This is a genomic window from Qipengyuania sp. SS22, assembly GCF_025736935.1.
GTDB lineage: Bacteria > Pseudomonadota > Alphaproteobacteria > Sphingomonadales > Sphingomonadaceae > Qipengyuania.
The window spans coordinates 2,028,761-2,055,246 of sequence record NZ_CP107048.1 but is presented as its reverse complement, the minus strand read 5'-3'; the positions used below and the strand labels follow the sequence as shown (position 1 = coordinate 2,055,246).

Annotated in this window: 33 protein-coding genes; 18 read left to right on the top strand and 15 right to left on the bottom strand. The window is 63.8% G+C overall.

All coding sequences use genetic code 11. The annotated features are described in order from the left end of the window. Positions 1 to 2: 2 nt before the first annotated feature. The 3 genes from N6L26_RS10240 to N6L26_RS10230 all read left to right on the top strand — a co-directional run bounded on the left by N6L26_RS10240 (position 3) and on the right by N6L26_RS10230 (position 2,537). Complete coding sequence (locus N6L26_RS10240) at positions 3 to 704, top strand: endonuclease/exonuclease/phosphatase family protein (RefSeq protein WP_263605478.1); 702 nt, start codon at positions 3 to 5, stop codon at positions 702 to 704. A gap of 142 nt (positions 705 to 846) precedes the next feature. After that, entirely contained in the window at positions 847 to 1,185 is a 339-nt protein-coding gene (locus N6L26_RS10235; protein WP_263605477.1) for a P-II family nitrogen regulator, read from the top strand. A 14-nt stretch (positions 1,186 to 1,199) separates the two neighbouring features. Next, positions 1,200 to 2,537, top strand: coding sequence for an ammonium transporter (locus N6L26_RS10230; RefSeq protein WP_263605476.1), 1,338 nt, complete (start codon positions 1,200 to 1,202; stop codon positions 2,535 to 2,537). 169 nt (positions 2,538 to 2,706) lie between these two features. Here the strand turns inward: N6L26_RS10230 and N6L26_RS10225 are convergent, their stop codons facing one another. The 3 genes from N6L26_RS10225 to N6L26_RS10215 are packed head-to-tail and all read right to left on the bottom strand — an operon-like array spanning position 2,707 to position 5,666. Next, positions 2,707 to 4,293: a GMC family oxidoreductase gene (locus N6L26_RS10225; RefSeq protein ID WP_263605475.1), complete on the bottom strand. Its 1,587-nt coding sequence runs from the start codon at positions 4,291 to 4,293 to the stop codon at positions 2,707 to 2,709. A 24-nt stretch (positions 4,294 to 4,317) separates the two neighbouring features. Continuing rightward, positions 4,318 to 5,256 carry a sterol desaturase family protein gene (locus N6L26_RS10220; protein ID WP_263605474.1) on the bottom strand — a complete coding sequence of 313 codons (939 nt, stop codon included), beginning with the start codon at positions 5,254 to 5,256 and terminating at the stop codon, positions 4,318 to 4,320. Positions 5,257 to 5,261: 5 nt separating this feature from the next. Then, on the bottom strand, positions 5,262 to 5,666 hold the full coding sequence (locus N6L26_RS10215; protein ID WP_263605473.1) for a hypothetical protein: 405 nt from the start codon (positions 5,664 to 5,666) through the stop codon (positions 5,262 to 5,264). 61 nt (positions 5,667 to 5,727) lie between these two features. Here N6L26_RS10215 and N6L26_RS10210 point away from each other — a divergent pair, with 61 nt between their 5' ends. Then, positions 5,728 to 7,149: an amidohydrolase gene (locus tag N6L26_RS10210; RefSeq protein ID WP_263605472.1), complete on the top strand. Its 1,422-nt coding sequence runs from the start codon at positions 5,728 to 5,730 to the stop codon at positions 7,147 to 7,149. On the opposite strand, the gene N6L26_RS10205 is transcribed toward N6L26_RS10210, so the two are convergent. Together N6L26_RS10205 and N6L26_RS10200 are read right to left on the bottom strand one after the other, a co-directional pair. Beyond that, positions 7,150 to 7,590 (bottom strand): TIGR01244 family sulfur transferase, encoded by a 441-nt coding sequence (locus tag N6L26_RS10205; protein WP_263605471.1) that lies wholly within the window; start codon positions 7,588 to 7,590, stop codon positions 7,150 to 7,152. After that, positions 7,590 to 8,402, bottom strand: a complete 813-nt coding sequence (locus N6L26_RS10200) for a TerC family protein (RefSeq protein ID WP_263605470.1) — start codon at positions 8,400 to 8,402, stop codon at positions 7,590 to 7,592. The genes N6L26_RS10205 and N6L26_RS10200 overlap by 1 nt, the downstream gene beginning before the upstream one ends. 244 nt (positions 8,403 to 8,646) lie before the next feature. Between N6L26_RS10200 and N6L26_RS13260 the strand changes: the two genes are divergently transcribed. The 7 genes from N6L26_RS13260 (at position 8,647) to N6L26_RS10160 (ending at position 15,523) form a co-directional block, all read left to right on the top strand. After that, positions 8,647 to 9,432, top strand: a complete 786-nt coding sequence (locus N6L26_RS13260) for a cold-shock protein (RefSeq protein WP_318173600.1) — start codon at positions 8,647 to 8,649, stop codon at positions 9,430 to 9,432. 141 nt (positions 9,433 to 9,573) lie between these two features. Then, entirely contained in the window at positions 9,574 to 10,761 is a 1,188-nt protein-coding gene (locus N6L26_RS10185) for an aspartate aminotransferase family protein (RefSeq protein WP_263605469.1), read from the top strand. 14 nt (positions 10,762 to 10,775) lie between these two features. Further along, on the top strand, positions 10,776 to 11,699 hold the full coding sequence (argF, locus tag N6L26_RS10180) for an ornithine carbamoyltransferase (RefSeq protein ID WP_263605468.1): 924 nt from the start codon (positions 10,776 to 10,778) through the stop codon (positions 11,697 to 11,699). A 42-nt stretch (positions 11,700 to 11,741) separates the two neighbouring features. Then, positions 11,742 to 12,656 (top strand): Hsp33 family molecular chaperone HslO, encoded by a 915-nt coding sequence (locus N6L26_RS10175; RefSeq protein ID WP_412071325.1) that lies wholly within the window; start codon positions 11,742 to 11,744, stop codon positions 12,654 to 12,656. A gap of 113 nt (positions 12,657 to 12,769) precedes the next feature. Beyond that, positions 12,770 to 13,171: a hypothetical protein gene (locus N6L26_RS10170; protein ID WP_263605467.1), complete on the top strand. Its 402-nt coding sequence runs from the start codon at positions 12,770 to 12,772 to the stop codon at positions 13,169 to 13,171. A 44-nt stretch (positions 13,172 to 13,215) separates the two neighbouring features. Further along, complete coding sequence (gene queC / locus N6L26_RS10165) at positions 13,216 to 13,929, top strand: 7-cyano-7-deazaguanine synthase QueC (RefSeq protein ID WP_263605466.1); 714 nt, start codon at positions 13,216 to 13,218, stop codon at positions 13,927 to 13,929. A gap of 4 nt (positions 13,930 to 13,933) precedes the next feature. Continuing rightward, positions 13,934 to 15,523, top strand: a complete 1,590-nt coding sequence (locus N6L26_RS10160; protein ID WP_263605465.1) for an MFS transporter — start codon at positions 13,934 to 13,936, stop codon at positions 15,521 to 15,523. Here the strand turns inward: N6L26_RS10160 and N6L26_RS10155 are convergent. The 5 genes from N6L26_RS10155 to N6L26_RS10140 form a co-directional block, all read right to left on the bottom strand. Then, a complete protein-coding gene (locus N6L26_RS10155; RefSeq protein WP_263605464.1) occupies positions 15,520 to 16,122 on the bottom strand; it encodes a superoxide dismutase family protein in 603 nt (200 codons plus the stop codon). The two genes, N6L26_RS10160 and N6L26_RS10155, sit on opposite strands and share 4 nt — an antisense overlap. 22 nt (positions 16,123 to 16,144) lie before the next feature. Then, a complete protein-coding gene (locus N6L26_RS10150) occupies positions 16,145 to 17,257 on the bottom strand; it encodes an OmpA family protein (protein ID WP_263605463.1) in 1,113 nt (370 codons plus the stop codon). 190 nt (positions 17,258 to 17,447) lie between these two features. Next, positions 17,448 to 17,789, bottom strand: a complete 342-nt coding sequence (locus tag N6L26_RS13295) for a DUF2793 domain-containing protein (protein WP_412071353.1) — start codon at positions 17,787 to 17,789, stop codon at positions 17,448 to 17,450. Then, positions 17,674 to 18,303 (bottom strand): terminase large subunit domain-containing protein, encoded by a 630-nt coding sequence (locus N6L26_RS10145; protein ID WP_318173599.1) that lies wholly within the window; start codon positions 18,301 to 18,303, stop codon positions 17,674 to 17,676. The genes N6L26_RS13295 and N6L26_RS10145 overlap by 116 nt, the downstream gene beginning before the upstream one ends. Beyond that, positions 18,293 to 18,802 (bottom strand): hypothetical protein, encoded by a 510-nt coding sequence (locus N6L26_RS10140; protein WP_263605462.1) that lies wholly within the window; start codon positions 18,800 to 18,802, stop codon positions 18,293 to 18,295. The genes N6L26_RS10145 and N6L26_RS10140 overlap by 11 nt, the downstream gene beginning before the upstream one ends. A gap of 237 nt (positions 18,803 to 19,039) precedes the next feature. Between N6L26_RS10140 and N6L26_RS10135 the strand changes: the two genes are divergently transcribed. Further along, complete coding sequence (locus N6L26_RS10135; RefSeq protein WP_263605461.1) at positions 19,040 to 19,693, top strand: YqaA family protein; 654 nt, start codon at positions 19,040 to 19,042, stop codon at positions 19,691 to 19,693. Between the two features lie 12 nt (positions 19,694 to 19,705). On the opposite strand, the gene N6L26_RS10130 is transcribed toward N6L26_RS10135, so the two are convergent. From N6L26_RS10130 to N6L26_RS10120, 3 genes are read right to left on the bottom strand one after another with little or no spacing between them, the layout of a single operon-like run. Next, entirely contained in the window at positions 19,706 to 20,137 is a 432-nt protein-coding gene (locus N6L26_RS10130; RefSeq protein ID WP_263605460.1) for an OsmC family protein, read from the bottom strand. Positions 20,138 to 20,190: 53 nt separating this feature from the next. Continuing rightward, the gene (spt, locus tag N6L26_RS10125; protein WP_263605459.1) at positions 20,191 to 21,441 is read right to left on the bottom strand and encodes a serine palmitoyltransferase; all 1,251 of its coding nucleotides are present in this window, start codon (positions 21,439 to 21,441) and stop codon (positions 20,191 to 20,193) included. Beyond that, positions 21,441 to 21,683, bottom strand: a complete 243-nt coding sequence (locus tag N6L26_RS10120) for an acyl carrier protein (RefSeq protein ID WP_263605458.1) — start codon at positions 21,681 to 21,683, stop codon at positions 21,441 to 21,443. The genes spt and N6L26_RS10120 overlap by 1 nt, the downstream gene beginning before the upstream one ends. A gap of 160 nt (positions 21,684 to 21,843) precedes the next feature. Here N6L26_RS10120 and N6L26_RS10115 point away from each other — a divergent pair, with 160 nt between their 5' ends. Then, complete coding sequence (locus tag N6L26_RS10115; RefSeq protein ID WP_263605457.1) at positions 21,844 to 22,437, top strand: Pycsar system effector family protein; 594 nt, start codon at positions 21,844 to 21,846, stop codon at positions 22,435 to 22,437. Here N6L26_RS10115 and N6L26_RS10110 read toward each other — a convergent pair. After that, complete coding sequence (locus N6L26_RS10110) at positions 22,434 to 22,802, bottom strand: response regulator (RefSeq protein WP_263605456.1); 369 nt, start codon at positions 22,800 to 22,802, stop codon at positions 22,434 to 22,436. The two genes, N6L26_RS10115 and N6L26_RS10110, sit on opposite strands and share 4 nt — an antisense overlap. Before the next feature lie 99 nt (positions 22,803 to 22,901). Between N6L26_RS10110 and N6L26_RS10105 the strand changes: the two genes are divergently transcribed. Genes N6L26_RS10105 through N6L26_RS10085 form a run of 5 tightly spaced genes read left to right on the top strand, consistent with a single transcriptional unit; the run spans position 22,902 to position 26,094 of the window. Next, positions 22,902 to 23,138: a DUF3572 domain-containing protein gene (locus N6L26_RS10105; RefSeq protein WP_263605455.1), complete on the top strand. Its 237-nt coding sequence runs from the start codon at positions 22,902 to 22,904 to the stop codon at positions 23,136 to 23,138. Next, entirely contained in the window at positions 23,135 to 23,764 is a 630-nt protein-coding gene (locus N6L26_RS10100) for an HAD family hydrolase (protein WP_263605454.1), read from the top strand. Before N6L26_RS10105 ends, N6L26_RS10100 begins: the two co-directional genes overlap by 4 nt. Then, positions 23,761 to 24,216: a RidA family protein gene (locus tag N6L26_RS10095; protein WP_263605453.1), complete on the top strand. Its 456-nt coding sequence runs from the start codon at positions 23,761 to 23,763 to the stop codon at positions 24,214 to 24,216. The genes N6L26_RS10100 and N6L26_RS10095 overlap by 4 nt, the downstream gene beginning before the upstream one ends. Then, positions 24,191 to 24,961, top strand: a complete 771-nt coding sequence (locus N6L26_RS10090) for a glycerophosphodiester phosphodiesterase family protein (protein ID WP_263605452.1) — start codon at positions 24,191 to 24,193, stop codon at positions 24,959 to 24,961. Before N6L26_RS10095 ends, N6L26_RS10090 begins: the two co-directional genes overlap by 26 nt. After that, positions 24,958 to 26,094: a GNAT family N-acetyltransferase gene (locus tag N6L26_RS10085; protein WP_263605451.1), complete on the top strand. Its 1,137-nt coding sequence runs from the start codon at positions 24,958 to 24,960 to the stop codon at positions 26,092 to 26,094. The genes N6L26_RS10090 and N6L26_RS10085 overlap by 4 nt, the downstream gene beginning before the upstream one ends. On the opposite strand, the gene N6L26_RS10080 is transcribed toward N6L26_RS10085, so the two are convergent. Continuing rightward, positions 26,091 to 26,420 (bottom strand): SEL1-like repeat protein, encoded by a 330-nt coding sequence (locus N6L26_RS10080; protein ID WP_263605450.1) that lies wholly within the window; start codon positions 26,418 to 26,420, stop codon positions 26,091 to 26,093. The two genes, N6L26_RS10085 and N6L26_RS10080, sit on opposite strands and share 4 nt — an antisense overlap. Positions 26,421 to 26,486: the final 66 nt, after the last annotated feature.

Here is a 26,486-nt window from a genome sequence, read left to right as displayed (position 1 = left end):
GCGTGCAGCTTACCTTCGCCAGCTACAACATTCACAAGGGCGTCGGGCTCGATCGCAAGCGCGATCCTGAGCGCATCCTGTCGGTCCTGCACGAGATCGATGCGGACATCATTGCGCTGCAGGAGGCCGACCGGCGGATCGGCGAACGCGCGAGCGTGCTCCCGCGCGCCGAGATCGATGACACTCGCTGGCGGGTGATCGAGGTAGCCAAACGCCCGCGCAGCATCGGCTGGCACGGCAATGCGCTGCTGGTGCGGCGCGATCTAGAGGTTGTCTCGGGCGAGGCGCTCGACCTGCCCACGCTTGAGCCGCGTGGTGCCGCCTGCGGCGAGTTCATGATCGAGGGCCAGCGCCTGCGTGTCATCGGCACGCATCTCGATCTTTCGGGCCTGCGCCGCCGCGACCAGATCCGTTCGCTGCTCACCTTTGTCGATGAATGCGCCGGCGACCTGCCCACCGTCATCATGGGTGATTTCAACCAATGGGGCCGCAGCACCGGGGCGATGCGCGAATTTACCGATGGGTGGCGCATCATCACCCCTGGTCGCAGCTACCCCAGCCGCCAGCCGGTGGCGACGCTCGACCGTATCGTGGCGAGCAGGCATTGGGACTTGGTCGATACCGGGGTGCATCACACTGGCCTGTCGGCAGTGGCGTCGGACCATTTGCCCGTCATGGCAACGCTCGACCTGATTAAAATATAGGCACGAGCTTAATTCACAGGCAATAATTGAAGCGTGTCGCACGCTTCCGCGCTCTTTTCTTACCGAAATCCCGTTTGGCACGCACATTGCTGCTTGTGTGACTGCCGGTGCTTGGCCGGTGGATCATACAGGGGGTGAAGGCGTGAAATTCATCATCGCTGTCATCAAGCCATTCAAGCTCGACGAAGTGCGTGAAGCGCTCGGCGGCATCGGAGTGGCCGGAATGACCGTTACCGAGGTCAAGGGCTTCGGCCGCCAGAAGGGCCAGACCGAAATCTATCGTGGCGCCGAATACTCGACCAACATGCTGCCTAAGGTGAAGCTCGAGATCGCCGCTGCCGACGACCTCGCCGGTCAGGTAGTCGAGACGATCCAGCAAACCGCCAGCACCGAGGCCATCGGCGACGGCAAGATCTTCGTATTCGATCTCGCCAGCGCGACGCGCATTCGCACCGGCGAGACCGGCGACACCGCGCTTTGAGGGGGCTTCCGCAAATGACTAGTAAATTTCTCCATGCAGCACCCCTGGCCGTGGCCGGGTTGCTTCTTTCCGAACCTGCCTTCGCGCAGGACGCCGTCAGCGCCGAGGCGCTCGAAGCCGCCGGCGCGGTTTCCGGAGGCACCGCTTACATCTTCAACACGCTGCTGTTCCTGATCGGCGGCTTCCTCGTCATGTGGATGGCCGCCGGCTTCGCCATGCTCGAAGCCGGCCTCGTGCGTTCCAAGAACGTTTCGGTGCAGTGTCTCAAGAATATCGGCCTCTATTCGATCGCGGGCCTGATGTTCTGGGTGATCGGCTATTCGATTGCCTATCCCGGTTTCGAAGGGGGCTTCTTCGGCATCGCCGATTTCCCCTATTGGATGCAGGGCGTGGGTGAAGCCGATACCGACACCGGCTATTCGATCGCGTCCGACTGGTTCTTCCAGATGGTCTTCTGCGCCACCACCGCCTCGATCGTTTCGGGCACCGTGGCCGAGCGGATCAAGATCGTGCCGTTCTTCATCTTCGTCACGCTGCTGACCGGCTTCATCTATCCGGTCATCGTCAGCTGGGAATGGGGCGCTGGCTGGCTCGATGCGATGGGCTTCTCCGACTTTGCCGGTTCGACGCTGGTCCACTCGACCGGTGGTTGGGCTGCTCTGATGGGTGCGCTGATCATCGGGCCGCGTCTGGGCCGCTATACCGACAAGGGCGTGACGGTCTTCCCGGGTTCGAGCATCCCGCTCGCAACGCTGGGGACCTTCATCCTGTGGCTCGGCTGGTTCGGCTTCAACGGTGCTTCGCAGCTTGCCATGGGCACGATCGGCGATGTCTCCGACGTGTCGAAGATCTTCGTCAACACCAACATGGCCGCTGCGGCCGGTGTGGTCGTGGCGATCATCCTGACGCAGCTGCGCTACGGCAAAGCGGACACCACCATGGCGCTCAACGGCGCGCTGGCCGGGCTCGTCGCCATCACCGCCGAACCGCTCACGCCCAATGTCGGCATGGCGATCATCATCGGCGGGATCGGCGGCGCACTGCCCGTGATCTTCGTCCCGCTGCTCGACAAGCTGAAAATCGACGATGTCGTTGGCGCAATCCCGGTCCACCTCGTGGCCGGTATCTGGGGCACGCTCGCCGTGCCGCTGACCAACACCGGCGTGCCCTTCGTGGCGCAGCTGACCGGTGTGGTTGCGACCGGCGTGTTCGTCTGCGTGACCTCGGGCATCGTCTGGTTCGCACTCAAGTCGACGATCGGCGTGCGTCCCAGCGAAGAAGAAGAAATGGCAGGCCTCGACCTCGGCGAAACCGGGATCGAAGCCTATCCGGAATTCGCCCGGGCCAACTGACTACCGAATTGGCGGGGGCGCCTCTTTCCTCTCCTCGAACGTCCTCGCCTTACCGTGTTCCTCCTGCGAACACCGACCTTAAAGGGCCGGAGATTTATTCTCCGGCCCCTCTTTCTTTTGGCGATGTATGTAAGGCTGCGGCGGTGAAGCGCCGGGGCCGCTTTGCCGTTCAGGCGGCGAGCGCGTCCTTGACGAAGTCTGCGCACCGCTCGCCGATCATGATGCTCGGCGCATTGGTATTGCCCGAGACCAGTCGCGGCATGACGCTGGCATCGGCGACATAAAGGCCGTCGATCCCGTTCGCCTTGAGCGTCGGATCGACCACGGCATCCTTGTCCCCGCCCATCCGGCAGGTGCCGACCGGGTGATAGACGGTGTCGGCGCGGTTGCGGATCAGCGCATCGAGCTGGGCGTCGTCTTCGAGATCGATCGGATAGCGATCCTGCGGGTCGTATTTCGCCAGGCTCGGCGAAGCAGCGATGCGGTGCGACAGGCGCACGCCTGCACGCAAGGTCGCGATATCGCGCTCGTCGTCGAGGAAGTTGGGATCGATCCGCGGGGCAAGCCGCGCATCGCGCCCGTCGAGCCGCACCGTGCCGCGGCTTTCGGGCCGCAGCACGCAGGCATGGAGCGAGAAACCGTGCCCCTTCACCTTCGTCCGGCCGTGATCCTCGAGCATGGCGGGGACGAAGTGCCACTGGATATCGGGTGCGGGCGCGTCGGGCATGACGGTCCAGAATCCGCCCGCCTCGGCATAGGGGGTGGTCATGATCCCGGTGCGCTTGCGGCGGTGCTCGATGATCGCCTTGACCATCCGGACGGTGCCGGCGAGGCTGTCGCCGACCAGATCCTTGCTCTCGGTCTGCCAGCTCGACACATAGTCGATGTGGTCCTGCAGGTCGCTGCCCACCGCGGGCCGGTCGACCGCAACGTCGATCCCATGCTCCCTTAGATGCGCTGCAGGTCCGATGCCCGAAAGCATCAGGATCTGCGGCGAGTTGAACGCACCCGCTGACAGCACCACCGCGCCGCGCGCCCTGATGCTGCGTTCCTGATCGCCGACGGTATAGGTCACGCCGGTCACCCGGCCATCCGTAATCTCGAGCCGCTGGACGCTGACACCGATCCGCACATCGAGGTTCTTCGACCCGCGCTTGGGCTCGACATAGGCGCGCGCCGCGGACCAGCGCTCGCCGTCCTTCTGCGTCACCTGGTAAAGTCCGAAGCCTTCCTGCTGCGCGCCATTGAAGTCGGCATTGCGCGGCAACTGCAGCTGCGCGGCGGCCTCGACGAAGGCGACGCTGCCCGGGTTGGGCCATTTCTGGTCGGACACCCACAGCGGACCGCTTGCCCCATGGCAATCGTCGGCGCCACGCACATTATGTTCGGCGCGTTTGAAGTAGGGCAGCACGTCGTCATGGCTCCAGCCGGTGCAGCCAAGCTCGGCCCACTGGTCATAATCCCAGCGATTGCCGCGAATATAGATCATGGCGTTGATCGCCGAGGAACCGCCGAGACCGCGTCCGCGCGGCTGGTAACCGGTCCTTCCGTTCAGCCCTTTTTGCGGGACGGTCTCGAAGCGATAGTTCGAGCGTGCGCGCAGGAACGGCATGAGCCCGGGTGTCTTGACCAGCATTGTGTCGTTGCGCGGGCCGGCCTCGAGCAGGCACACGCTCTTGCCGGCCTCAGCCAGCCGACCGGAAACAGCGCTCCCCGCGCTGCCGCCACCGATTACGATGACATCGAATTCGTCCATGATATCTCCTCTCGATTCGAGAGGTTAGGCAGCCTCGGCCTCGCCCGCAATCGGGTTTTCAGATGAAACCGATTTTTCTTTCCCGCCGGTCCTCTCGATCCAGCGGCTGCGGATCTGGTCGGAAGTCTCGCGGCTCCCGTCATGCGTCCAGCCTGGTTCGCGCAGGAGATAGGACAGCTTGTGCTTCCACGGTGCGCGCCACATGTCCTGCGCGATGCCGACCCACTCATGGAATACCGACCACAGCAGGTTGAAGCTGCCGAGCTGCTTGACGATGCCATAGCGGATTTTCTCGCCTTCGACTTCGGGTTCGAAAGTGCCGAACATCTTGTCCCACACGATAAACACACCGGCGTAATTGCGGTCGAGATAGCGCGGGTTGGTGGCATGGTGGACGCGGTGGTGACTAGGGGTGTTCATCACCGCTTCGAACCAGCGCGGCATCCGGTCGATCGCTTCGGTATGGATCCAGAACTGGTAGATCAGGTTGAACCCGCCGCAGATCGCTATCATCATCGGATGAAAGCCGAGCAGGACCAGCGGGAACGCGAAGACGAACCCCAGCGTGAGAAAGCCGGTCCAGGTCTGCCGCAGCGCGGTGGACAGGTTGTAGTGCTGGCTCGAATGGTGGTTCACATGGCTCGCCCAGAACCAGCGGATCCGGTGACCGAACCGGTGAACCCAGTAATATTTGAGGTCGTCGAGGACGAAGCACAGCGTGAAGGCCCACCATGTCCAGGGTACATCGAACAGGCGGAATTCCCATAGCCACAGGAACAGCGCAAAGAAGAGCCCGCCGAACAGCAACCCCGAAACAGTGGAGCCCAGGCCGAAGGCGAGGCTGGTGAACGTGTCCTTGGACTCATAGGCATCGGGGCGCTTGCGCCAGGCCCAGACCATCTCGATCAGGACCAGTGCGATGAAGCCGGGTACGGCATATTCGGTGGGCGAGAAATCGGGCATGGCAATTACCTTTGTATCGCCTCTATCGCGCGAACCCAAGCCGCCGGATCGTCGAGCACGAGCCGCGCCGACCCATAGCGCTTCTCGGCCGTGTCGATCACCAGTTCCCTGTCGCTGCGATGTACCCGCGCTGCGGCCGTGAGGATGCGTCCGGCGAAATGCACTCCATGCGGGCGTACCAGAAGAATACGGCCGGCGGCATCGCGCATCACGGCCGCTCGACCGTCACGGTCGAGCCCGATCGCGACCGGCTCGTATCCGCTAACCGCATCGTCGGCTGCGCGACGCGCGGCGTCTTCATCGGCCAGCCGCGGCGCGGGACCAAGCTTGAGCCAATAGGCCAGTCCGGCCAGCGCAAGGATGGCGACGAGCGAGCCGAGAAACTGGAGCAGGGCGGGCGGAACATCCATGCGCAAGGTGATTGGCACGGGAGCCGCTTTGCGGCAAGCTGGCTGTAACAGGGAGACGCATATGAAATCGCTAGCCATTCTTGCAGCCGGAGCCGCGCTGCTCTCCGCGCCCGCCGCCGCGCAGGACGCCAATCCGATCGCGCAGGTCGAAGCGCAGGAAGACCGCACCCAGCGGGTCGCGCAGCAGATCTGGCAGTTCGCCGAGCTCGGCTATCTCGAGACTCGATCGAGCGGTCTGCTGATGGATGAATTGCAGCGCGAGGGCTTTGCCATCCGTTCGGGTGTCGCCGATATCCCGACCGCCTTTGTCGCCGAATGGGGGACAAGCGGGCCGGTAATCGGTCTGCTCGCCGAATTCGATGCTCTTCCGGGCATCACCCAGTCGGCCGCACCGACGCGCGAGCCGGTCGAAGACAAGCATGCGGGCCATGCATGCGGGCATAATCTCTTCGGTGCGGGCTCGCTCAGCGCGGCGATCGCGATCCGCAACTGGCTCGAAGCGACCGGAACACCCGGTAGGGTGCGGCTCTATGGCACGCCAGCCGAAGAAGGCGGCTCGGGGAAAGTCTATATGGCGCGCGCGGGCCTGTTCGACGATGCCGATTTCGTCATCGACTGGCACCCGGCGGATCGCAATTCCGCCGCCTCTCGGATGAGTCTCGCCAATCGCTCGGGCAAGTTCCGGTTCCGCGGAGTGTCGGCGCATGCGGCGGGGGCGCCCGAACGCGGGCGCAGCGCGCTCGACGGGGTCGAAGCGATGAATATGATGGTCAATATGATGCGCGAACACACCACGATGGATACGCGCATCCATTACGTCATCACCAGCGGCGGCTCAGCGCCCAATGTCGTCCCCGACTTCGCCGAGGTCTTCTATTACGTCCGCCATTCGCAGGCCGACGAGGTCCGCGCGCTGTGGCCGCGTCTTGAAGCTGCGGCCAAAGGTGCGGCAATGGGAACGGGGACCGATGTCGACTGGGAGATCATCCACGGCAACAATCCCACGCTGCCGCTCGAATCGTTGCAGACAATGATGGATGCCAAGCTGCGACAGCTTGAGCCGATCGAATACACTGCGGAAGAACTGGCCTGGGCCGAGACGATCCGCGAAAGCTTTGACGACGATGCACCCGACCAGGCGCAATCACGCGAGGTGCAGGAATACGCCGTCCTGACCGGCTATGGCTCGACCGATGTCGGCGATGTCAGCCGCGCCGTCCCGACGGTCAGCGTGCGCGCCGCCACCTGGGTGCCCGGGACTGCCGCGCACAGCTGGCAGGCGGTCGCCGCGAGCGGGCACAGCTACGGCACCAAGGGCACGCAGCATGCCGCCAAGGCGATGATGCTGGCGGCCGTGGAACTCTATACCAATCCGCAGTTGCGCAAGGAGGCGAAAGCCGAATTCATCGCGGCGCGAGGCGAGGACTATGTCTACGAATCGCTGCTCGGCGATCGCGCTCCGCCGCTCGACTATCGCCGCTGATCAGCCCCGCGCGCGGGCGGCGAACATATCCATCGCCGGGCGCACCGGGCCGACATCGTAGCCGGCGTCCGCCGCCGCCTCGCCGATGGTCGCAGGATCTTCGCCGGTGCGGGCTTGCGCCAGTGCCCATAGCAGGGTCGAGCGCGTACCCGAGCGGCAGAAGCCGAGCACCGGGCCCTGCGCCGCGGCGAGCGCGTCTTGCAGTTTCTCGACCTGCGGTTCGCTGAAGCCCGAGCTCCCCACGGGGATGGCCAGGTAATCCATACCCGCCGCGCGCGTCGCTGCTTCGATGTCCGCGCTCGCCGGCTGGCCGGGTGCTTCGCCATCGGGGCGGTTGTTGACCACCAGCGCGATGCCCATCGCCGCCGCTTCGGAGATTTCCTGAGGCGTGACCTGAGGGCTGGCGTAAAAGCTGGCGGACAGCTTGCGAAACTCGCTCATTATCCGTTCTCCTTGGTGCCGGCAGGTTCGGTCACACGGCGCTTGCGCTGGGTCATGTTGAGCAGTTCGACCCCGATCGAGAAGCCCATCGCGGCGTAGATGTAACCCTTGGGTACGTGGAAGCCGAAGCCATCGGCGATCAGCACCAGACCGATCATCACGAGGAAGGCGAGTGCCAGCATCACCAGTGTCGGGTTCTTCTCGATGAACCGGGCCAGCGGATCGGCGGCGACCATCATAATGCCCACGGTGATCACCACGGCAGTGACCATGATCGGGATCTGGTCGGTCATGCCGACCGCGGTGAGGATCGAATCGACCGAGAAGACGATATCGATGGCGACGATCTGGGCGATCACTGCACTAAAGGTTGCCTTGACCGCATCGGCGGTGCCGGGGGTCTTGTCGAGCAAATCGCCCGAATCGTCTTCGGGCTCCATCAGGTGATGGATTTCCTTGGTCGCCTTCCACAGGAGGAACAGCCCGCCGATGAGCAGGATGATGTCGCGGCCCGAGAAGGCGGTTTCGAAGCTCGGCTCGCCATAGGCATTGGGCGTGCCGACCAGCCCCAGGTCGAAGATCGGCGTCTGCAGGGTGACCAGCCAGCCGATCAGCATCAACAGTCCGATTCGCATGATCAGCGCCAGCGCAAGGCCGATTCGGCGGGCCCGTTGCTGCTGGTGTTCGGGTAGCTTGTTCGACAGGATCGCGATGAAAATGAGGTTGTCGACGCCGAGCACGACTTCGAGCGCGATCAGGGTAAGCAGGGCCAGCCAGGCGGCCGGATCCGAGAGCAGGGCGATGAATTCCATGGAAACTCCCTGCCGTAGCAGCCGGACGCATTCAAGACAGGATCGACGCCCATCCGCTTTGCGAAAATGTCACAATTCCGCGCTTTGCTGGTCCCTCAGGCTAAATCATTCGCGCGTAGCTATCTTTCACGCTATGATGATGGCCTGAGGGTGGGTTTTGTGCCCGTCCGCGCCGGAACAGGATGCAGTTCTCCGTCCCGGTGACTTCTGATTGCGGACTGCACGACAAGGTATTGTTCGAGTTATGGGTTACGACAAAGGGCGCCGCCGCGGGAAGGACAAGCGCGACGGTTTCGGGGAAGAGGGTTTCGACAGCTTCGGCGGTGGCCCTCCGGCGGATTTCGCTCCGCATGATGCGTTCCGCAACGATCGCGGCGGCGACCGGTTCGGCGGCGGCGGTGGTGACCGTGGCGGCTTTGGCGGCGGTAATCGCGGCGGTGGAGGCGGCTTCGGCGGCGGCCCGCGCGGCGGCGGTGGCGGCGCTGGTGGCGGTGGCGGCGGTTTCAACCGCATGCCCGCCCAGGTCGTGGGTACCGGCAAGGGTACCGTGAAATTCTTCAACGGCCAGAAAGGCTTCGGCTTCATCCAGCAGGATGGCGGCGGCGAGGATGTGTTCGTGCACATCAGCGCGGTCGAACGTGCCGGTCTCGAAGGTCTCGCCGAAGGCCAGGAACTCGAATTCAATCTTATCGACCGAGGCGGTAAGGTTTCGGCTCAGGACCTCCAGGTCGTGGGCGACGTGATCCCCGTGAAGTCGGGTGGCGGTGCCCCCGGCGGCGATGCGGGCGGTGCTCCGCGCCGCGAGCTTACCGGCGAAAAGGCGACCGGGACGGTCAAGTTCTTCAACTCGATGAAGGGCTTCGGCTTTCTCACCCGCGATGACGGCCAACCCGACGCTTTCGTGCACATCAGCGCGGTAGAGCGGTCCGGTCTCGCCGGCATCAACGAGGGTGAACGCTTCGAATTCGACCTCGAAGTCGACCGACGCGGCAAATATTCGGCGGTCAACCTCGTTCCCGTTCAGGAGTGAGGCCGCGCCCCGCGATCCGGTTTGACCCGGGACGCGAGACGCAATAGATCGCTGGCAAACACGCAGATGGCGGTTCCCCAGGGACCGCCATTTGTCTTTCACCCGAGTAACGCACCCGCGCGTGGTGCCGCTGGAGGATCCATGTCGATTTCACCGCTGATGCCCGTCTACCCCCGCTGCGGGGTGCGCCCGGTCAAGGGTGAGCATTGCCACCTGATCGACGAAGATGGCACGCGCTATCTCGACTTCGCCAGCGGCATCGCGGTGAACCTGCTGGGGCACAGCCATGCCGGCCTGATCGGCGCGATCCAGCGCCAGGCCGAAACGCTGATGCACGTCTCCAACCTCTATGGCAGCCCGCAGGGCGAAGCGCTGGCGCAGCGGCTGGTCGACAAGACCTTTGCCGATACGGTGTTCTTCACCAATTCGGGCGCCGAGGCGGTCGAAACCGCGATCAAGGCTGCACGCGCCTATCACCAGCATGCCGATGGCGATGCCAACCGGACCGAGCTGATCACCTTCACCAATGCTTTCCATGGACGCACGATGGCGACGATCAGCGCCTCGAATCAGGAGAAGATGCATCAGGGCTTCCGCCCTTTGCTCGCCGGGTTCCAATATGCCGAATTCGACAATCTCGACCATGCAAAATCGCTGATGAGCGATAAGACCGCCGGCTTCCTGGTCGAACCGATCCAGGGTGAAGGCGGCATCCGCCCCGGTTCGGACGAGTTCATTCACGGCCTGCGCCAACTCGCCGACGAGAACGATCTGATGCTTGTGTTCGACGAAGTCCAGTGCGGCGTCGCCCGGACGGGCAAGCTCTATGCCTATGAACATTACGGCATCGAACCCGACATCATGGCCAGCGCCAAGGGGATCGGCGGCGGCTTCCCGCTAGGCGCCTGCCTCGCCACCGAAAAGGCGGCGCGCGGCATGGGCTTCGGCTCGCACGGCTCGACCTATGGCGGCAACCCGCTCGGCATGGCAGCCGGGATGGCGGTGATGGAAGCCGTCGCCAATGACGAATTCCTCGCCGAGGTTACCGAGAAGGGCGAGCGGCTGCGTACGCGGCTTGAACAGTTCATCGGTAATTATCCCGAACTGTTCGAACTGGTGCGCGGCAAGGGGCTGATGCTGGGCATCAAGATGAAGGTCGAAAGCCGGCCCTTCTTCGTCCACCTGCGCGACAATCACCAGTTGCTGACAGTGGCTGCAGGCGACAATACGCTGCGCGTCCTGCCCCCGCTGGTCGCCGGCGATGCCGAGTTCGACGAGTTCTTCGACAAGCTTTCGGCGGGTGCCGCGAGCTACGATCCGGCTAACTGATCAGGAGCGCGACGATGCGGCATTTCCTCGACCTCTCGGACGCTGGCGGGGATGCGATCGCCGCCATGATCAACGACGCGCAGGACCGCAAGGCGGCGCGCGCCGTCTGGCCGAAGGGCCGGGCAGATGCGGATGCGCCGCTGGCGGGCCACGTGCTCGGCATGATCTTCGAGAAAAGCTCGACCCGGACGCGGGTCAGCTTCGACATCGCCATGCGTCAGCTTGGCGGTTCGGCGCTTATCCTCGATTCGGGTACCACCCAGCTGGGCCGCGGTGAAAGCATTGCCGATACTGCGCGTGTGCTCAGCCGCATGGTCGATGCGATCATGCTGCGCACCGACGACCACGAAAAGGCGCTGGAAATGGCGCGCCATGCCAGCGTGCCGGTGATCAACGGGCTGACCGATCGCTCGCATCCGTGCCAGATCGTCGCCGACCTTTTGACCATGATCGAACAAGGCAAGGCGTTGCCCGGGCTTGAACTCGCCTGGCTGGGCGATGGCAACAATGTCCTGCATTCGATCCTCGAAGCCGCTGCGTTGATGAAGTTCAACGTTCGCATCGGCACGCCGCAAGGCTACGAGCCCGAAGCGGAATTCGTCGAATTGGCACGCGCGGCGGGGTCCACCGTTACGCTGACGCAGGATGCGCAGGAGGCGGCCACGGGGGCCGACATCATCGTCACCGATACCTGGGTCTCGATGGGGCAGGAGCATGTCCACAACAAGCTCGCCGCCATGGCGCCGTTTCAGGTCTCGAGCGGATTGATGGCTTCGGCCAAGCCGGAAGCGAAGTTCCTGCACTGCCTTCCAGCGCATGTCGGCGACGAAGTGACCGAAGAGGTCTTCGAAGGCGATAGCTCGGTCGTATTCGATGAGGCCGAGAACCGGATCCACGCGCAGAAGTCGGTCCTGTTGTGGTGTTTCGACAAAATCTGACCGCGTTGGCCGCACTCTACCATTTTGGCGAACGCGCCCCATATGGCGGCGATGAACGCTACTCCCGACATGACCGAAGAGACCCACGCGGGCCGCCTGCTGGCCTTCGCCATTCCCACCCGCAATGCCCGCGGCCGGTTGGTGCGGCTCGACCACACGCTGGACCAGATCCTCGCCGCGCATGACTATCCGCCCCCGATCACCCATCTGCTTGCCGAAGCACTGGTGCTTGCGGTGCTGATGGGCGGGTTGGTCAAGGAGGATGGCTCGCAGGTCACGATGCAGGCGCAGACCGAGGCCGGGGCGGTCAGCCTGCTGGTCTGCGACTACAAGGGCGGCGAATTGCGCGGTTATGTCGATTTCGACCCGGCCAAGCTTGCCGAGCTGGGCGCGAACCCCTCGCTTTTTGCGCTGTTCGGCAAGGGGTATCTCGCGATCACCTTCGACCTTGCCGGCGACAAGGGGCGGTATCAGGGTATCGTGCCGCTCGAAGGCGACAGCCTCGCCGAAGCCTGCGAGCGCTATTTCCACCAGTCCGAACAGGTGCCCACGCTGATCCGCTGCGCGGTGCGCTCGGACGAAGCGGGCGTGCGTGCGGCAGGGATGCTGGTGCAGCATCTGCCCTCGGGCGAAGAGGGGCGCGAACGCCTGCACAGCCAGCTCGACCATCCTGAGTGGGAGCATGTCGCCATCCTTTCCGGATCGCTGCGCCATGACGAATTGCTCGATGACGGACTGTCGCTCGAGGCGATTGCCTGGCGTCTGTTCCACGAGGAGGACGAGGTCCGCATCCAGCGTGGTGCGGCGATCGAGCGCGGATGCCGCTGCTCGGTCGAGCATTATCGCGACGTTCTTGAGCGGTTTCCCGAAGATCAGCGCGTCGACATGCGCGACGAAAACGGGATCGTCCTGGTCGATTGCGCATTCTGTTCCAGGCAGTTCGCCATCGACGTCTGACCGGCGTGTCGTTGCCGTACAACGCTGCGCTGACAATTTCCTGTATTACATCTGGCGTATCGATACCGAATCACGAACGCGACTGGTTTCGCCGACGAAAGGTCACCTCTCCTATGGCTCGCACACGAGCTTTCCTGTTTACAGCGCTGGCCACGCCGGTTGCACTTCTGGCCGCGCCGGTCGTCGCGCAGGCATCGTTGGCGATGCTCGACACGCTCACGCATGGCGGGTGGGAAGTCCGCTCGCGCGATGGCGGGTCGGTGCGCAAGATATGCGTGCGCACCGGGCGTGAACTGATCCAGTTGCGCCACCCCGACAGCACCTGCAACCGGTTCGTAGTCGAGAACTCGGCGGATGAGACGACGGTTCAATATACCTGCCGCGGCAATGGCTATGGCCGCACGCATATTCGCAAGGAATCCGACACGCTGGTCCAGATCGACAGCCAGGGGATCGCCGGCGGCAAGCCCTTCCAGTTTACCGCCGAAGCGCGCCGGACGGGCAGCTGCGATTAATCGCTCGACTTGCAGGCCACTGCGTTCGCGCATAGCGGACAGCCATGAGTAAAGCCGATCCTTCCGGACCCGCCGTTATCCTGCTTTCGGGCGGGCTCGATTCCATGGTCACCGCCGCCATCGCGCGCGAACGCGGCCATGCCCTGCACGTACTGACGATCGACTATGGCCAGCGTCATGTGCGTGAACTGGAATCCGCCCGCGCCATCGCAGCCAGGCTCGGGGTAGCCCGCCATGTCGAACTGCCCCTCGACCTGCGCCGGTTCGGCGGATCGGCGCTGACCGACGATATCGATGTGCCCAAGACCGGCGTTGACGGCGGCGATATCCCGGTGACCTATGTGCCTGCGCGCAATCTCGTGTTCCTCGCGCTGACCACGGCCTTTGCCGAAACCGCGGCCTCGCGCGACATTTTCATCGGCGTGAACGCGCTCGACTATTCCGGCTACCCCGATTGCCGCCCCGAATTCATCGCCAGCTTTTCAGAGACCGCGCGGCTGGGGACCAAGCAGGGGGTCGAGGGAGCACCCTTCGCAATCCATGCGCCGCTCCAGCATATGGCCAAGGCGGACATCGCGCGCGAATGCCATCGGTTGGGTCTCGATCCGGCCTGGAGCTGGTCCTGCTACGACCCGACCGCAGAGGGACTTGCCTGCGGTGCCTGCGATTCCTGTCGCTTGCGGCGAAAAGGCTTTGCCGAGGCGGGCCTTGTCGATACCACCCCCTATTCCACGGATGCCCCTGAACTGACGGAGTAGGGATTTGAGCGAAGCCACCGATGCCGCCGCGCCGACCGAAGCAGAAACCGGCGTCGGGGCGGACAAGGTCCCGGCATACAGTTGGTATGCCCTCAGCGTTCTGGTCCTGATCTATGTCCTGAACTTCATCGACCGCCAGATCCTCTCGATCCTGGCCAATGATATCAAGGCCGACCTCGGTGTCGAGGATGACTATCTCGGGTTTCTCTACGGCACTGCCTTTGCCGTCTTCTACGCGCTCTTCGGAATTCCGCTCGGCAGGCTCGCGGACAGCTGGAAACGCATCCGCCTGATGAGCATCGGCCTGGCGCTGTGGTCGACCATGACCGCGCTGTCCGGCTTCGCGAAAAACGGGACGACGCTGACCGTGGCGCGGATCGGCGTGGGCGTGGGCGAGGCAACCGCCAGCCCTTCGGCGTATTCGCTCATCTCCGACTGGTTTCCGGCACGCCTGCGCGCCACTGCCCTCGCGATCTATTCGTCGGGCCTTTATATCGGTGGCGGCATCTCGCTGCTGATCGGCGGTCTGGTGGTCGAGAACTGGAACGCGGCCTATCCCGATGGCGGTCCGCTGGGGCTGGTCGGTTGGCAGGCGGCCTTCCTTTCGGTTGGGCTTCCGGGGCTTGCGCTGGCACTCTGGGTGCTGACGCTGCGCGAACCGGTGCGCGGCGCGATCGACGGTCTGATCACGCCAGAGGACCCGGAACCCTTCCGCGGCTTCTTCCGCGAGCTTTTCCAGGTCATTCCGCCCTTCACGATCTTCGGAGCCGCTGCGCGCGGGACCGGGGCACTGATGCTGAACCTGCTGGGGGCGGCCTTCTTTGCGGCGCTCGCCTGGACGCTGTGGCGCCTCACGGGCGTGTTCGAACAATGGCTGTTTCTGGGCGTCGGCTATTACGCTGTTTTCAGCTGGGCGATGGGGTTGCGCGCGCGCGACCTGCCGACCTTCAAGCTGACCTGGGGCTCGCCTGCATTCCTGTGTATTGTCCTCGGCTACGGGACGGTCGCCTTCACCGCCTATGCCGCCTCCTATTGGGGCGCGCCCTATGCCGAGCGCGCGCTGGGCGTAAACAAGACCGATCTTGGCTGGTTCCTCGGCGCGCCCGCGGCAGTCGCGGGTTTCCTTGGCGTAATCCTCGGGGGGCGTATGGCCGACCACCTGCTCGAACGTCGTCCCGCAGGGCGCGTGTGGGTCATCCTGTTCGGGCTGGTAACGCCGCTACCCGCCATGTGGATGGCCTATACGACCGACGATGTCGTGCTGTTCTATATCGGGGCATTCCTGGCGCAAATGCTCAGCGCTGCGGCGCTGGGGGCCGCTGCCGCATCGAGCCAGGCTCTGGTGCTGCCGCGTATGCGCGGGCTGGCAACCGCCACCTTCTTCCTTGCGACAACCCTCATCGGGCTGGGCCTTGGTCCGTTCATGGCGGGCTATGTCTCGGCCACCAATGGCGATGATCTGTCGCTTGGCGTGCTGTCGACGCTGGTCGCCGCCCCGTTCGGGCTGGTCCTGCTGATCGCTGCGCTGAAACTGGTGCCGCAGGCAGCGGCAAGCGTGGTCGAACGCGCCCGCGCGGCTGGCGAGCCGATCTAGACCGGCTTCAACACTCCGCAGGCAATCCGGGCGCCGGCGTCGCCGGCGGGATCGGTGCGGTAATCGTCGGCGCCTGCGTGAACGACGACGGCCGTACCATCGGCGTCGAAGATATCATCGATCACATCGCGGGCATCGCCGTCCAGGGCGACCTCGGCCGTGCCGGTGCGGTTGGCGCCAATGGTCAGGTTTGGCATGTCGCCCAGATGCTTCCCGCCGGGCGACATCGCGCCATGCGTGGCCATGCCCGGGTTGAGGTGACCGCCGGCGCTGGTAAAGTCGGGGGCGGTACACGCACCTGTGGTATGCAGGTGGAACCCATGCTCGCCCTGCGACATACCGACTGCGGCGATCGCAACTGAAACGGTCTGGCCGTTGCTCAACAATTGGACGGTGCCCGCGGGCAGCCCGTTGGCAAAATACAGTGTTGTTTCGCCAACGCGGTTGCTCGGCAGGTCGTCGACCGTAGTGCAACCTGCAATGAGCAGGGCGGCGAGCGAGGGCAACAGAAGACGGGATGACATGACGATCCTTTCGAATTGAACAGCGATCTTCTCTAGCCAACGAAAAAGGGGCCGGATCGCTCCGGCCCCTTTCATGTTTTTTGGCGTGTCGCCTCGCTTACATGCCCGAACCCGGACCGTAAGTGATTTCGACGCGACGGTTCTGCAGTTCGCGAACACCGTCTGCAGTCGGAACGCGCGGCTGCGATTCACCGAAGGCTTCGCTGGTAATCCGGGTATCCGGAATACCGCGCGAGCTCAGGTAACCACGGACCGAGGCGTTACGACGCTCGGCGAGACCCATATTGTAGGTCGTCGAACCCGAACGGTCGGTGTGACCGGCCAGCATGACTGCGGCGGTGCCGCAGTTGGCGTAGGCCGAAACCGCGTTGTCGAGGATCGTCGCTGCTTCCGGAGTAATGTCCGATTTGTCCCAGTTGAAGAAGACAATGTACGGACCCGTCTCGCAGACCGGCGCCGGCGGCGGCGGGGGCGGAGGCGGCGGGGGAGGCGGCGGCGGGGGCGGCGGCGGCGGCGGCGGCGGAGCAGCCGGTTCACCGAAGTTGAATTCGAGCGTACCCATCAGCGAGTGGCTGGTGAAGGTATCTTCCAGCGAGTTGCCGCCCAGATCGACCAGTTCCACGCTTTCCGCGTTGAAGTAACGATAGCGCAGGCCGACATCGACATTGTCGGTCAGCGGAGCGCGCACGCCAGCCAGAACCTGCCAAGCAAGACCACTGTCCGAATCATCGATCGACGATGTGAAGTTTGAGTAGGGGGTCACTTCGTAGCTGGTACGAGCAACACCAACACCGCCACCGACATAGCCCTGCAGGCTGTCCTCCGGACCGAAGTCCAGCAAGCCATTGAGCATGAACGAAAGCGCGTTGACGTCACCGCCAACATCGTAAAAGCCTGCTGGAGCAACCGAGCCGGGACCGTAGGTCAGGCCAGGCGCACCGACCGTGATACCATCGATGTCGGCTTGGCGATAGCTGACTTCGGCTTCCAGACGGAAACCGCCGAAGTCGTAGCCAACGTAGCCACCGCCGTCGAAGCCGAAGTCATGGCTGACTTCGTGCGCTTCGGCCGTATCATTGATGTCGAAATCGGCATCTTCGACAAGCATCGAGCCGAATTCGGCACCGATATACCAGCTGTCGTCTTTTGCCAGGGCAGGCGATGCAAGGGCCGTAGAGGCCATCGCCATTCCTATGACGAATTTCCGCATTATAGTTTCCCCTTTTTGCGAATTGGAGCCACCGAGTGGAACATATCTAACTTTCTACCCCAAAGGTGGCAAGCAAACAATCGCCGGGAACTGTGGTAATAATACCGCTTTTCCCGCACGATGAGAATGAGTTCCGTCGAGTGGACCCCTTCCGTGACAGCCGAACGACAGTGAGGCCCGGCGGTTCCCGTCATTCTGGCGGAATAATCCCGAGTGTTGCAAGCATGTCGATGATCGCGGTGACCGCTGCGCGTGCCTCGTTGTCTATAACGGTCCCGCCCATGGGCTGGGTGGGCCGCGTCGGACACTGCCATGATCCAAAAAAGACCCGGCGTGCACCGAGCGTGCGGTCGAAGACTTGCGTGCCGTCGGCAGGGGCGCAAAAGGTCCATTGTGCGCCGTCCCAGTTGGCCAGCTCATGCGCATGGCCCGCCCATTCGCCACTGGCCGGATCGGCGACTACCCAGCTCTCGCCTGCGGCGGGGGAGGCTGGTGGCGCGCTGGCCGCACCCTCGACGACCGGATGGAGCAGCGCATCGATCCGCGAAAACGCCTCGTTGACGAAAAGTTCTTTCTGCGCCTGGCCCGCAGGCGTGGCTGTGCTGCGGGCCGCGCAAGCTTTCGGGCTCGGCGGCCGAGTAGAGAAAGGCCATTGCCCCATTGGGCCAGGTCAGCCGCTTGAGCGAGGGTTCGTAGAACGGCCGGTAGTTCGGCGGGCAGATCGCCAGCACCCCGCTTTCACCTTCGACCATCACGCTGCGCGCTTCACCAAGCGACGCGGCAACCAGCGCGATCCGCGCATCGGGGTCGAGGATGGCGGATTCGCGCACCCATTCGGCTCCGGTGCGGGTCTTGCCGAAGCCGCGCCCCGCGCAGATCACCCAGCAATTCCAGGCGCCGCGCGGCGGGGACTGTGCCTCGCGCCGCCAGAGCGGCCAGTCATGCCGGATCAGCGCGCGTTCGCGCTCTTCCAGCTGCGCGATCAGCCCCGTCTTGGTGCAGTCGTTCTGTTTGCGCAGCCAGTCGAGGAAGCCGTCACCCAGCATCGGCGGGATCGACCGGATCGGTCTCGTCCTCGGCCAGCGCCGCCTGCAGCGCCATTTCGTTCTGGCGCATGGCTTCGAGTTTGGCGTTGAGCGAGGCAAGCACGCTGGCCTCGTCCGAATTTTCGAGCTGCGTCCGTTCGCGCGCCACCGTCTCGCGATGCAGCGTCAGCAGCCGCAGCGCATTGGCGATGTCGAACTTGGGTCCGTCGGCGGGCACGCCTTCGCGCAGGCGGCGCAGCGTTTCGAGTTCGAGATGCTCATATCCTTCGAGCAGCGCGGCATACCATTTGCGCGCGAATGCAGCATCCTCGCGGCGCACCTTATAGGCCCGGCCGGGATTCACCCCGGCAAAATGCGCAGCGGCGGTCACGTTGGACGTCTCGGCCAGATGGTCGAGAAAGAAGCCGCGCCAGTGGCGGTCGAGATTGTCCTTTTCGCCGCGCCGGTAGACGTCGGCGATCTTGGTCCGCTTCGTGCGGGCCTTGGCCGCCTTCGGCATGATGGTTCTCCGATTGTGTGCGTAGCGCAAAACGACGAAGGGCGGCCCGTAGAAGGCCGCCCCGTTCCGACCCGCTGGCCGGTGAATCACACTATCGCGATGTTCCTTTTATGTACCCAAACAGCGTGACGATGTCAATAGAAAAGAACCAAATAGGTTATTCGGTCGCGCTTGCCTACGCTGCGGGCCTCGCCTAATCCCGTCGCATCACGCGATCCCAGGGATTTCCCCAATACCATGATCATGAAACCGCTGCGCGGGCTGTACGACTGGACCATGGCCAAGGCCTCGCATCCGCATGCGGTGGGGTGGCTGGCGCTGTTCAGCTTTGTCGAGTCGAGCTTCTTCCCGATCCCGCCGCACCCGCTGCTCGGGTTGATGTGTCTCGCCGAACCCAAAAAGGCGGTCAAATTCGCGGTGGTTTGCACGCTGGCATCGGTGGCGGGCGCGTTGCTGGGCTATGCGATCGGCTGGGGGCTCTATGATACTGTAGGTGTGTGGCTGATCGGCGCGCTGGGCCTGACCGAGGCCTTCCCCATCGCCGCCTGCCACCTGCGCGAATATGATTTTGAAGCGATCCTGATTGCGGGTGCCACGCCCGTACCGTTCAAGCTGCTGACGATCACCGCCGGTTTCATCGGCATGAACCTCGTCACCTTCGTGCTCGCCAGCCTGTTCGCCCGCGCGCTGATCTTCATGACCGTGGGCATCCTGTTCCGCGTCTTCGGCGCGCCGATCAAGCGCGTGATCGACGAATATCTCGGCACGGTGACCACGATCTTCGTGCTGCTGGTGGTCGGCGGGGTGATCGCGCTGACGCAGATTGGCGGCAGCGAAGGCGAAGACGGCGGCCCGTGCGCGCAGGCGACCGAGATCGTCTCGGCCGCTTGAGCACTGCGGCGGTCAGCCTTCGAAGGCGATTTCCAGCGTAATTTCGGCATTGAGCAGTTTCGAGATCGGACAGGTCGCCTTGGCATCGGCCGCCAGTTCCTCGAATTTCGATGGGTCGAGCCCGGGCACCTTGGCCCTGGTCGACAGGGCAGAGCGGGTGACCACGAACCCGTCATCGCCCTTTTCCAGCGTCACCTTGGCCTCGGTCTCGACCGATCCGTCAGCATGGCCCGCCTCGGCCAGCTTGAACGACAGCGCCATGGTGAAGCAGCTGGCATGCGCCGCCGCGATCAGCTCTTCGGGGTTGGTGCCCGCCGCATCCTCGAACCGGGTCTGGAAGCCATAGGGCTGGTCGTCGAGCGCGCCCGATTGCGTGCTGACATGCCCCTTGCCGTCCTTGCCCAGCCCCTCGTAGCGCGCGCTGCCTGAATTGGTCGTCTTCATGGTGGAATCTCCTTTCCACCATGGGACGCCTCATCGGGTCGGTTCGTTCCGGATCAGATGATCCCGACCGCCTTGCCGGCTTCTTCGAAGATCGAGAGGATTTCGCTGACTTCGCTTTCGCTATGCTCGGCACAGAGCGAGCAGCGCAGCAGGGTCATGTTGGCCGGGGTCGCGGGGGGACGGGCGAGATTGACGTAGAGTCCGCCCTTGATCAGCGCCTCCCACATCGCCGCGCCCTTTTCGAGATCGGGCATGATCACCGCGATGATCGCGCTTTGCGGTTCCTCGGTGCCGAGCTGGAAGCCGAGATCCTTGAGCCCCTTGTGCAGCGTCTTGGAGTTTTCCCACAGATGCGCGCGCTTGTTCGATCCGTGCATCAGCTTGCGGATCGAGACGCAGGCGGTCGCCACCACGCTCGGCGGGAGCGAAGCGGTGAAGACATAGGGCCGGCAAACCAGCCGCATGATCTCGAACTTGGGATGGTTGGAAACGCAAAAGCCGCCCACCGTGCCCACGCTCTTGGAAAACGTGCCGATGACGAAATCGACATCGTCGAGCACGCCGGCCTGTTCGACCACGCCGCGCCCGTTCTCGCCGATGAAGCCCATCGAATGCGCTTCGTCGACCAGCACCATGGCCCCGTACTTCTTGGCGACCGCGACCATTTCCTTGAGCGGGGCGATATCGCCCAGCATCGAATAGACGCCTTCGAGCACCACTAGCTTGCCGGCACCTTCGGGAACGCGGCGGAGGCGCTTTTCCATCGCCTCGATGTCGTTGTGCTTGAACGGCACGACTTCGGCATTGCCCATCGCGCAGCCGTCCCAGATGCTGGCGTGGCTGTCGATGTCGAGGATGATGTAATCGCCCTTGCCGGCGATGGTCGAGATGATCCCGAGATTGGCCTGGTAGCCAGTCGAGAAGACCATCGCGTGGTCCATGGCATAGAAGTCCATGAGCGCTTGCTCGACTTCCTTATGACCTTGGTACGTCCCGTTTAGAACGCGGCTGCCCGTGGTCCCGCTGCCGAAATCGGCGAGTGCCTGCTTGCCCGCCTCGACCACGTCGGGGTCGAAGGTCATGCCCATGTAGTTATAGGTGCCGAGCAGGATGGTCTCGCGCCCGTTGCAGATCGCACGGGTCGGCGAGAGCACCTTCTCCATCACCAGGTTGAAGGGATCCTCCTGTCCGGCCGACAGCAGTCCCTCGCGCAGCGCGATAATGTCGTCGAACTTGGAGAAGAGGTCCCTGCCCTCTCCCTCGAGCGCCCGCGGCTTGTCGGGTTGCGAAATGCCCTCGCTCATCAGTTGGCCTGCAACCGGGTGACGGTATCAACCAGCTGGCCGTAGGTTTCGATCTCGGCCTGCTGGTTCATCGAAATGATGATGTCGAACTCGTCCTCGATGGCGGCGACGAAATCCATCACGGTCAGGCTGTCGAATTCCAGATCGGTGGCGAAAGTGGTGGCTTCGGTGATCTCCACACCCTTCTTGTTGAAGGGTTCGGCCAGTTCGCGGATCTTGGCGTCGACTGTGGCTCGGTCCATGGCGGGGGTTTCCAATCCTTGTGGTGCGCGCACCCGCTACCAGGGCAGCGTGCGTATGATTGCCGCGGCAAAGCGGCTTGTGGCGGTCCTTGTCAAGCGCAGGCCGCAATGGCAAGCTTGGGAAAAAGTCGCAATCGTCTGTTCGAACAGGGGAAAACGGATGAGCGATACAGCAAGCGCAAAACCGGCACCGACGGAAGGTCCCGCCGCGAACGACGGACGTCCAGCGGATTCGGTCCGGGCGAAGCGCGAGGCGACCTATTCCAACCACGCGATCCACCTGATGCGCACCGCGCAGATGAGCACGCTCAAGCTGTCGCAAATGGCCGACCAGAAGGCCTCGATCCTGCTTGGTGCGACCTTCCTCGTCTTCTCGCTCTCGGTCAGCCGCGCGCTGACCGGAGAGATGCCGGTCTCGCTGATGATCCTTGCCAGCTTCAGCTTCGCCAGCTCGCTCTGCGCGGTGATGGCGGTGCTGCCCAAGGTCGGGCGGCCGGATGGCCCGGTGAAGAACCGCAACCTGATTTTCTTCGGCCATTACACGTGGATGGACGAGGACGAATGGACCAAGGAACTGCTCGCCCGGCTCGAAACCGACCGCACCGTGTTCGAGACGATGGCGCATGACATGTACCAGAACGGCCAAGTGCTGGCGGGGAAGAAGTACCGCTTCCTCGCGCTGGCCTACAAGGTGTTCATGACCGGACTGTTCGTGACGCTGGCGGTGTTCGGTATCGAAATGGCGATCAGCTAGTCGGGCAGCAGCGCGCGGACCGTAGCCATAAAGGGGCCGATCGACACCGGCTTGGCCAGATAGTCCGCCGCGCCCGCATCGCGGATCCGTTCCTCGTCGCCCTTGCCGGCATAGGCCGTCACCGCGAGCACCGGCACTTCGGCGAGCGTGCTTTCCCGCTTGAGCTGCGCGATCAGGTCAATCCCGCTGATGTTGGGCAGCTGGATGTCCATGATCACCAGATCAGGCCCGAAGCGCTTGGCAGTGGCAAGCACGTTTTGTCCATCGGACACGGGCACCACCTCGTAGCCGTTGGCCTTCAACACGTCACAGAACAGTTTACGATTGAGATCGTTGTCCTCGACAACGAGGATTCTCTTTGCCACTTGGCCAGACCTTCCATGCAATGCGCGTGGCCTTATGCAAAAGCGGGAGCGCTGACAATTATTCGCGAACCAAAAGGCAGTGATACGCGGGCACCCGAAGTGCTGGCCCTCGAAGCGCTTGGCTGGGCGCTGGCCGACGATAAGCGCGCGGAGCGGCTGCTGTCGTTGACCGGTCTCACCCCAGACCATCTGCGGAACGGGTTGAGCGACCGCGGCGTTCAGGCAGCAGTGCTCGATTTTCTCGCCAATCACGAACCCGACCTGGTCCTCGCCGCGGATGCGCTGGGGACCGCACCCGAAACGCTGGTCGCCGCTGCACGGGAGTTGAACGCATGAGCCGCCCGCTGATCATTTCCGATTGCGACGAAGTGCTGCTCTATATGGTCTCGCCCTTCCGCGACTGGCTGGCCGAAACGCAGGGCGTCGAATTCCGCATGGAAGGCAATGATTTTGCCAAGGCGCTGCGCTGGCAGGAGAGCGGGGAGTTCCTCGCTCCGGAAGAAATCTGGCAGAAGCTGGGCGGGTTCTTCGACACCGAAATGTACCGCCAGACGCCGATTCCCGGCGCGATCGAGGGGTTGGGCGCGCTGCGCGAGAACGCGGATGTAGTGATCCTCACCAATCTCGTCGACAAGCGGCAGGAAATGCGCCGAGCGCAATTGCTCGATCACGGGCTGGAGGCGCGCGTCTTCACCAATCAGGGCCCCAAGGGTCCGGCGCTGCAGGCGATCGTCGACGAATACAATCCCTCAAAGGCGATCTTCATCGACGACCTTGCGCAGCACCACCGCTCTGCGCGAGAGACGGTGGGGAACATCACCACGCTGCATCTGTGCGGCGAACCGCTGCTCGCCCCGCATATAGACTGCGCGCATACGTCGGGCCACGCCGATGCGCGGATCGACAGCTGGGATGCCGCGCTGCCGTGGCTGCTGGACGAAATCGAGAAGGAAACCGCATGAGCATTCACACACGCCTCCGCGAACTCGGGCTTGAGCTCCCGCATGCCGCTGCGCCCGTCGCCAGTTACCAGCCGGTCGTGGTCGACGGCCACACCGCCTATGTCTCGGGACAATTGCCTTTCATCGACGGCAAGCTGGTCACCGGCAAACTCGGCGATACCGTCACGCTTGAACAGGGGCAGGAAGCGGCCCGCGCCTGCGGGTTGATGATCCTGGCGCAGCTCGAAGCGGCGGGGTTGATCGAGCGCGTGGCGCATATGGTCAAGCTCGGCGGTTTCGTCGCCTCGACCCCCGATTTCACCGACCAGCCCAAGATCGCCAATGGCGCCTCGGACCTGATGGCCGAAGTGTTCGGCGATGCCGGCAAGCATGCGCGCAGCGCGGTGGGTGTCCCGGTCCTGCCGCTCAACGCCGCGGTCGAGGTCGATGCGATCGTTGCTCTCAAGGCTTGATCGTTTCTTCGTAGCTGCTCCCGATCCTGCGCGGGTCGGCTGGTTGCGCGACTGGACCTATGCCCATCGCGGATTGCATGGGGAGGGAGTCCCGGAAAACTCGCTCGCGGCCTTTGCCGGGGCGATCGACCGGGGCATGGGGATCGAATGCGATATCCAGCGCAGCCGTGATCACGCCGCGATGCTGGTGCACGATTGGGAGCTCGAGCGGCTGACTGGTGTGACCGGACCGACCGCTAGCTATACCGCCGAAGAACTGGCGCAGATCGCGTTTCTCGACAGCGAACACCGGCTTGCGCGGCTGGACGATTTGCTGGCGCTGGTCGACGGCGAGGTCCCGCTGCTGATCGAGATCAAGTCGCGCCGCCACTACGATGTCGAGCAAAGCTGCATCGCGGTGCGCGATGCGCTGGCCGGCTATACGGGCCGCCATGCCGTGATGAGCTTCGATCCGCGGGTGGCGCGCTGGTTCCGCCACCATGCGCCGTCCATCGTGCGCGGGTTGGTCATGCGCGAGGATGCGCACGGCATGACCCAGCAGGCGTGGCAGCGGCATCTGGCGCTGTGGGTCGCGCGGCCCGAATTCATCGCCTATCATGTCGCGGCTTTGCCCAGTCCGATGGTTTCCTCTTTGCGCGCGGGCGGCATGCCGGTGCTCACCTGGACGGTGAACACGCCCGAACTGCTCGCGCATGCCCGCCACCATGCCGATGCCCCGATTGCCGAAGGGGCCGGTGTCGCATGAGCGATGGCGGTCTCGCCGCGCGGGTCGGCGGGTCGGTCGGCGCCTTCGACCGCGACCAATGGAACGCGCTCGCGGGCGCGGACAATCCCTTTGTCAGCCACGAATTCCTTACTGCGCTGGAAGATTCGGGCAGCGTCGGGCCGGGCACCGGCTGGCAGCCGACCCCGCTGGTGATCAGCGAAGAGGGTGGACCGCTGGTGGCCGCCATGCCCGCCTATCTCAAGGGCCACAGCCAGGGCGAATATGTCTTCGACCATCATTGGGCGGATGCGTTCGAGCGGGCAGGGGGCAGCTATTACCCCAAGCTCCAGATCGCCGCGCCATTCACTCCTGCGACGGGGCCACGCCTGCTGCTGTCGGATCCCGCCTATGCCGCACCGCTCCTGGCGGCGGCCGAGCAATTGTGCCTGCAGAACGGTTTCTCCTCGGCGCATGCGACCTTTATCGAGCCTGGCCAGCAGGCGCTGTTCGATGAGGCTGGATGGATGCTGCGCGCCGACCTCCAGTTCCATTGGCACAATCACAATTTCGCCAGCTTCGAGGATTTCCTCGCGACGCTTGCTTCGCGCAAGCGCAAGGATCTGCGCAAGGAACGCGCGGCGGCGCAGGCGGAGGTCGAGATTCAGCGCTTGCGCGGCGCGGACATTCGCGCCGAACACTGGGATGCTTTTTGGGAATTCTACCAGGATACCGGCGCGCGCAAATGGGGGACACCCTATCTGACCCGCGCGGCTTTCGACCTGCTGAGCGAGCGGATGGGCGAGCAAATACTGCTCGTGCTGGCGCTACAGGATGGCGAGCCGATCGCCGGCGCGCTCAATTTTATCGGCGGCGAGGCGCTTTATGGCCGCTATTGGGGCTGTACGCGCGAGGTGCGCTTCCTGCATTTCGAACTGTGCTATTATCAGGCGATCGATGCGGCGATCGAACTGGGCCTGGCGCGGGTCGAGGCCGGGGCGCAGGGCGGGCACAAGCTGGCCCGCGGGTATCAACCGGTCGAAACGGTCTCGGCGCACTGGATCGCCGACCCGGGGTTTCGCGCCGCGATTGCGGACTTCCTCGAACGCGAGCGTGCGGGCGTGGCGGCCGATCGCAATTATCTGGCGACGCGGACGCCGTTCCGGAAAACCTAGGCGGCGCGGCGGCGGTCTTCTGCCAGCCATTCGCGGGCGCGGCGCTGGGCTTCGGCGATTTCGCGGGCCGTCATTTCCTCCGAAATGTCGGCGCGGCACCAGCTGGCTTCCTCGTGCCCTTTCGAAGCAGCGATGTTGAACCATTTGTGGGCTTCGATCAGATCGCAGGCCGTCCCGTGGCTGCCGGTCGAAAAGGCGACACCCAGATCATACAGCGCGGCGATGCGGCCCTGTGCGAATTGTGCGAGGCAATCGGCGACCAGCGCCGCGGCTTCTTCGCCCTGGACGATCGTCCCGCTGCCTCCTTCGATACTGGTAAGTTGCATTGTCATTCCCCCAAAAAAGACCGGTTGATGAACCGGACAATCAAGAAATGCTCAAATCATGGTCAA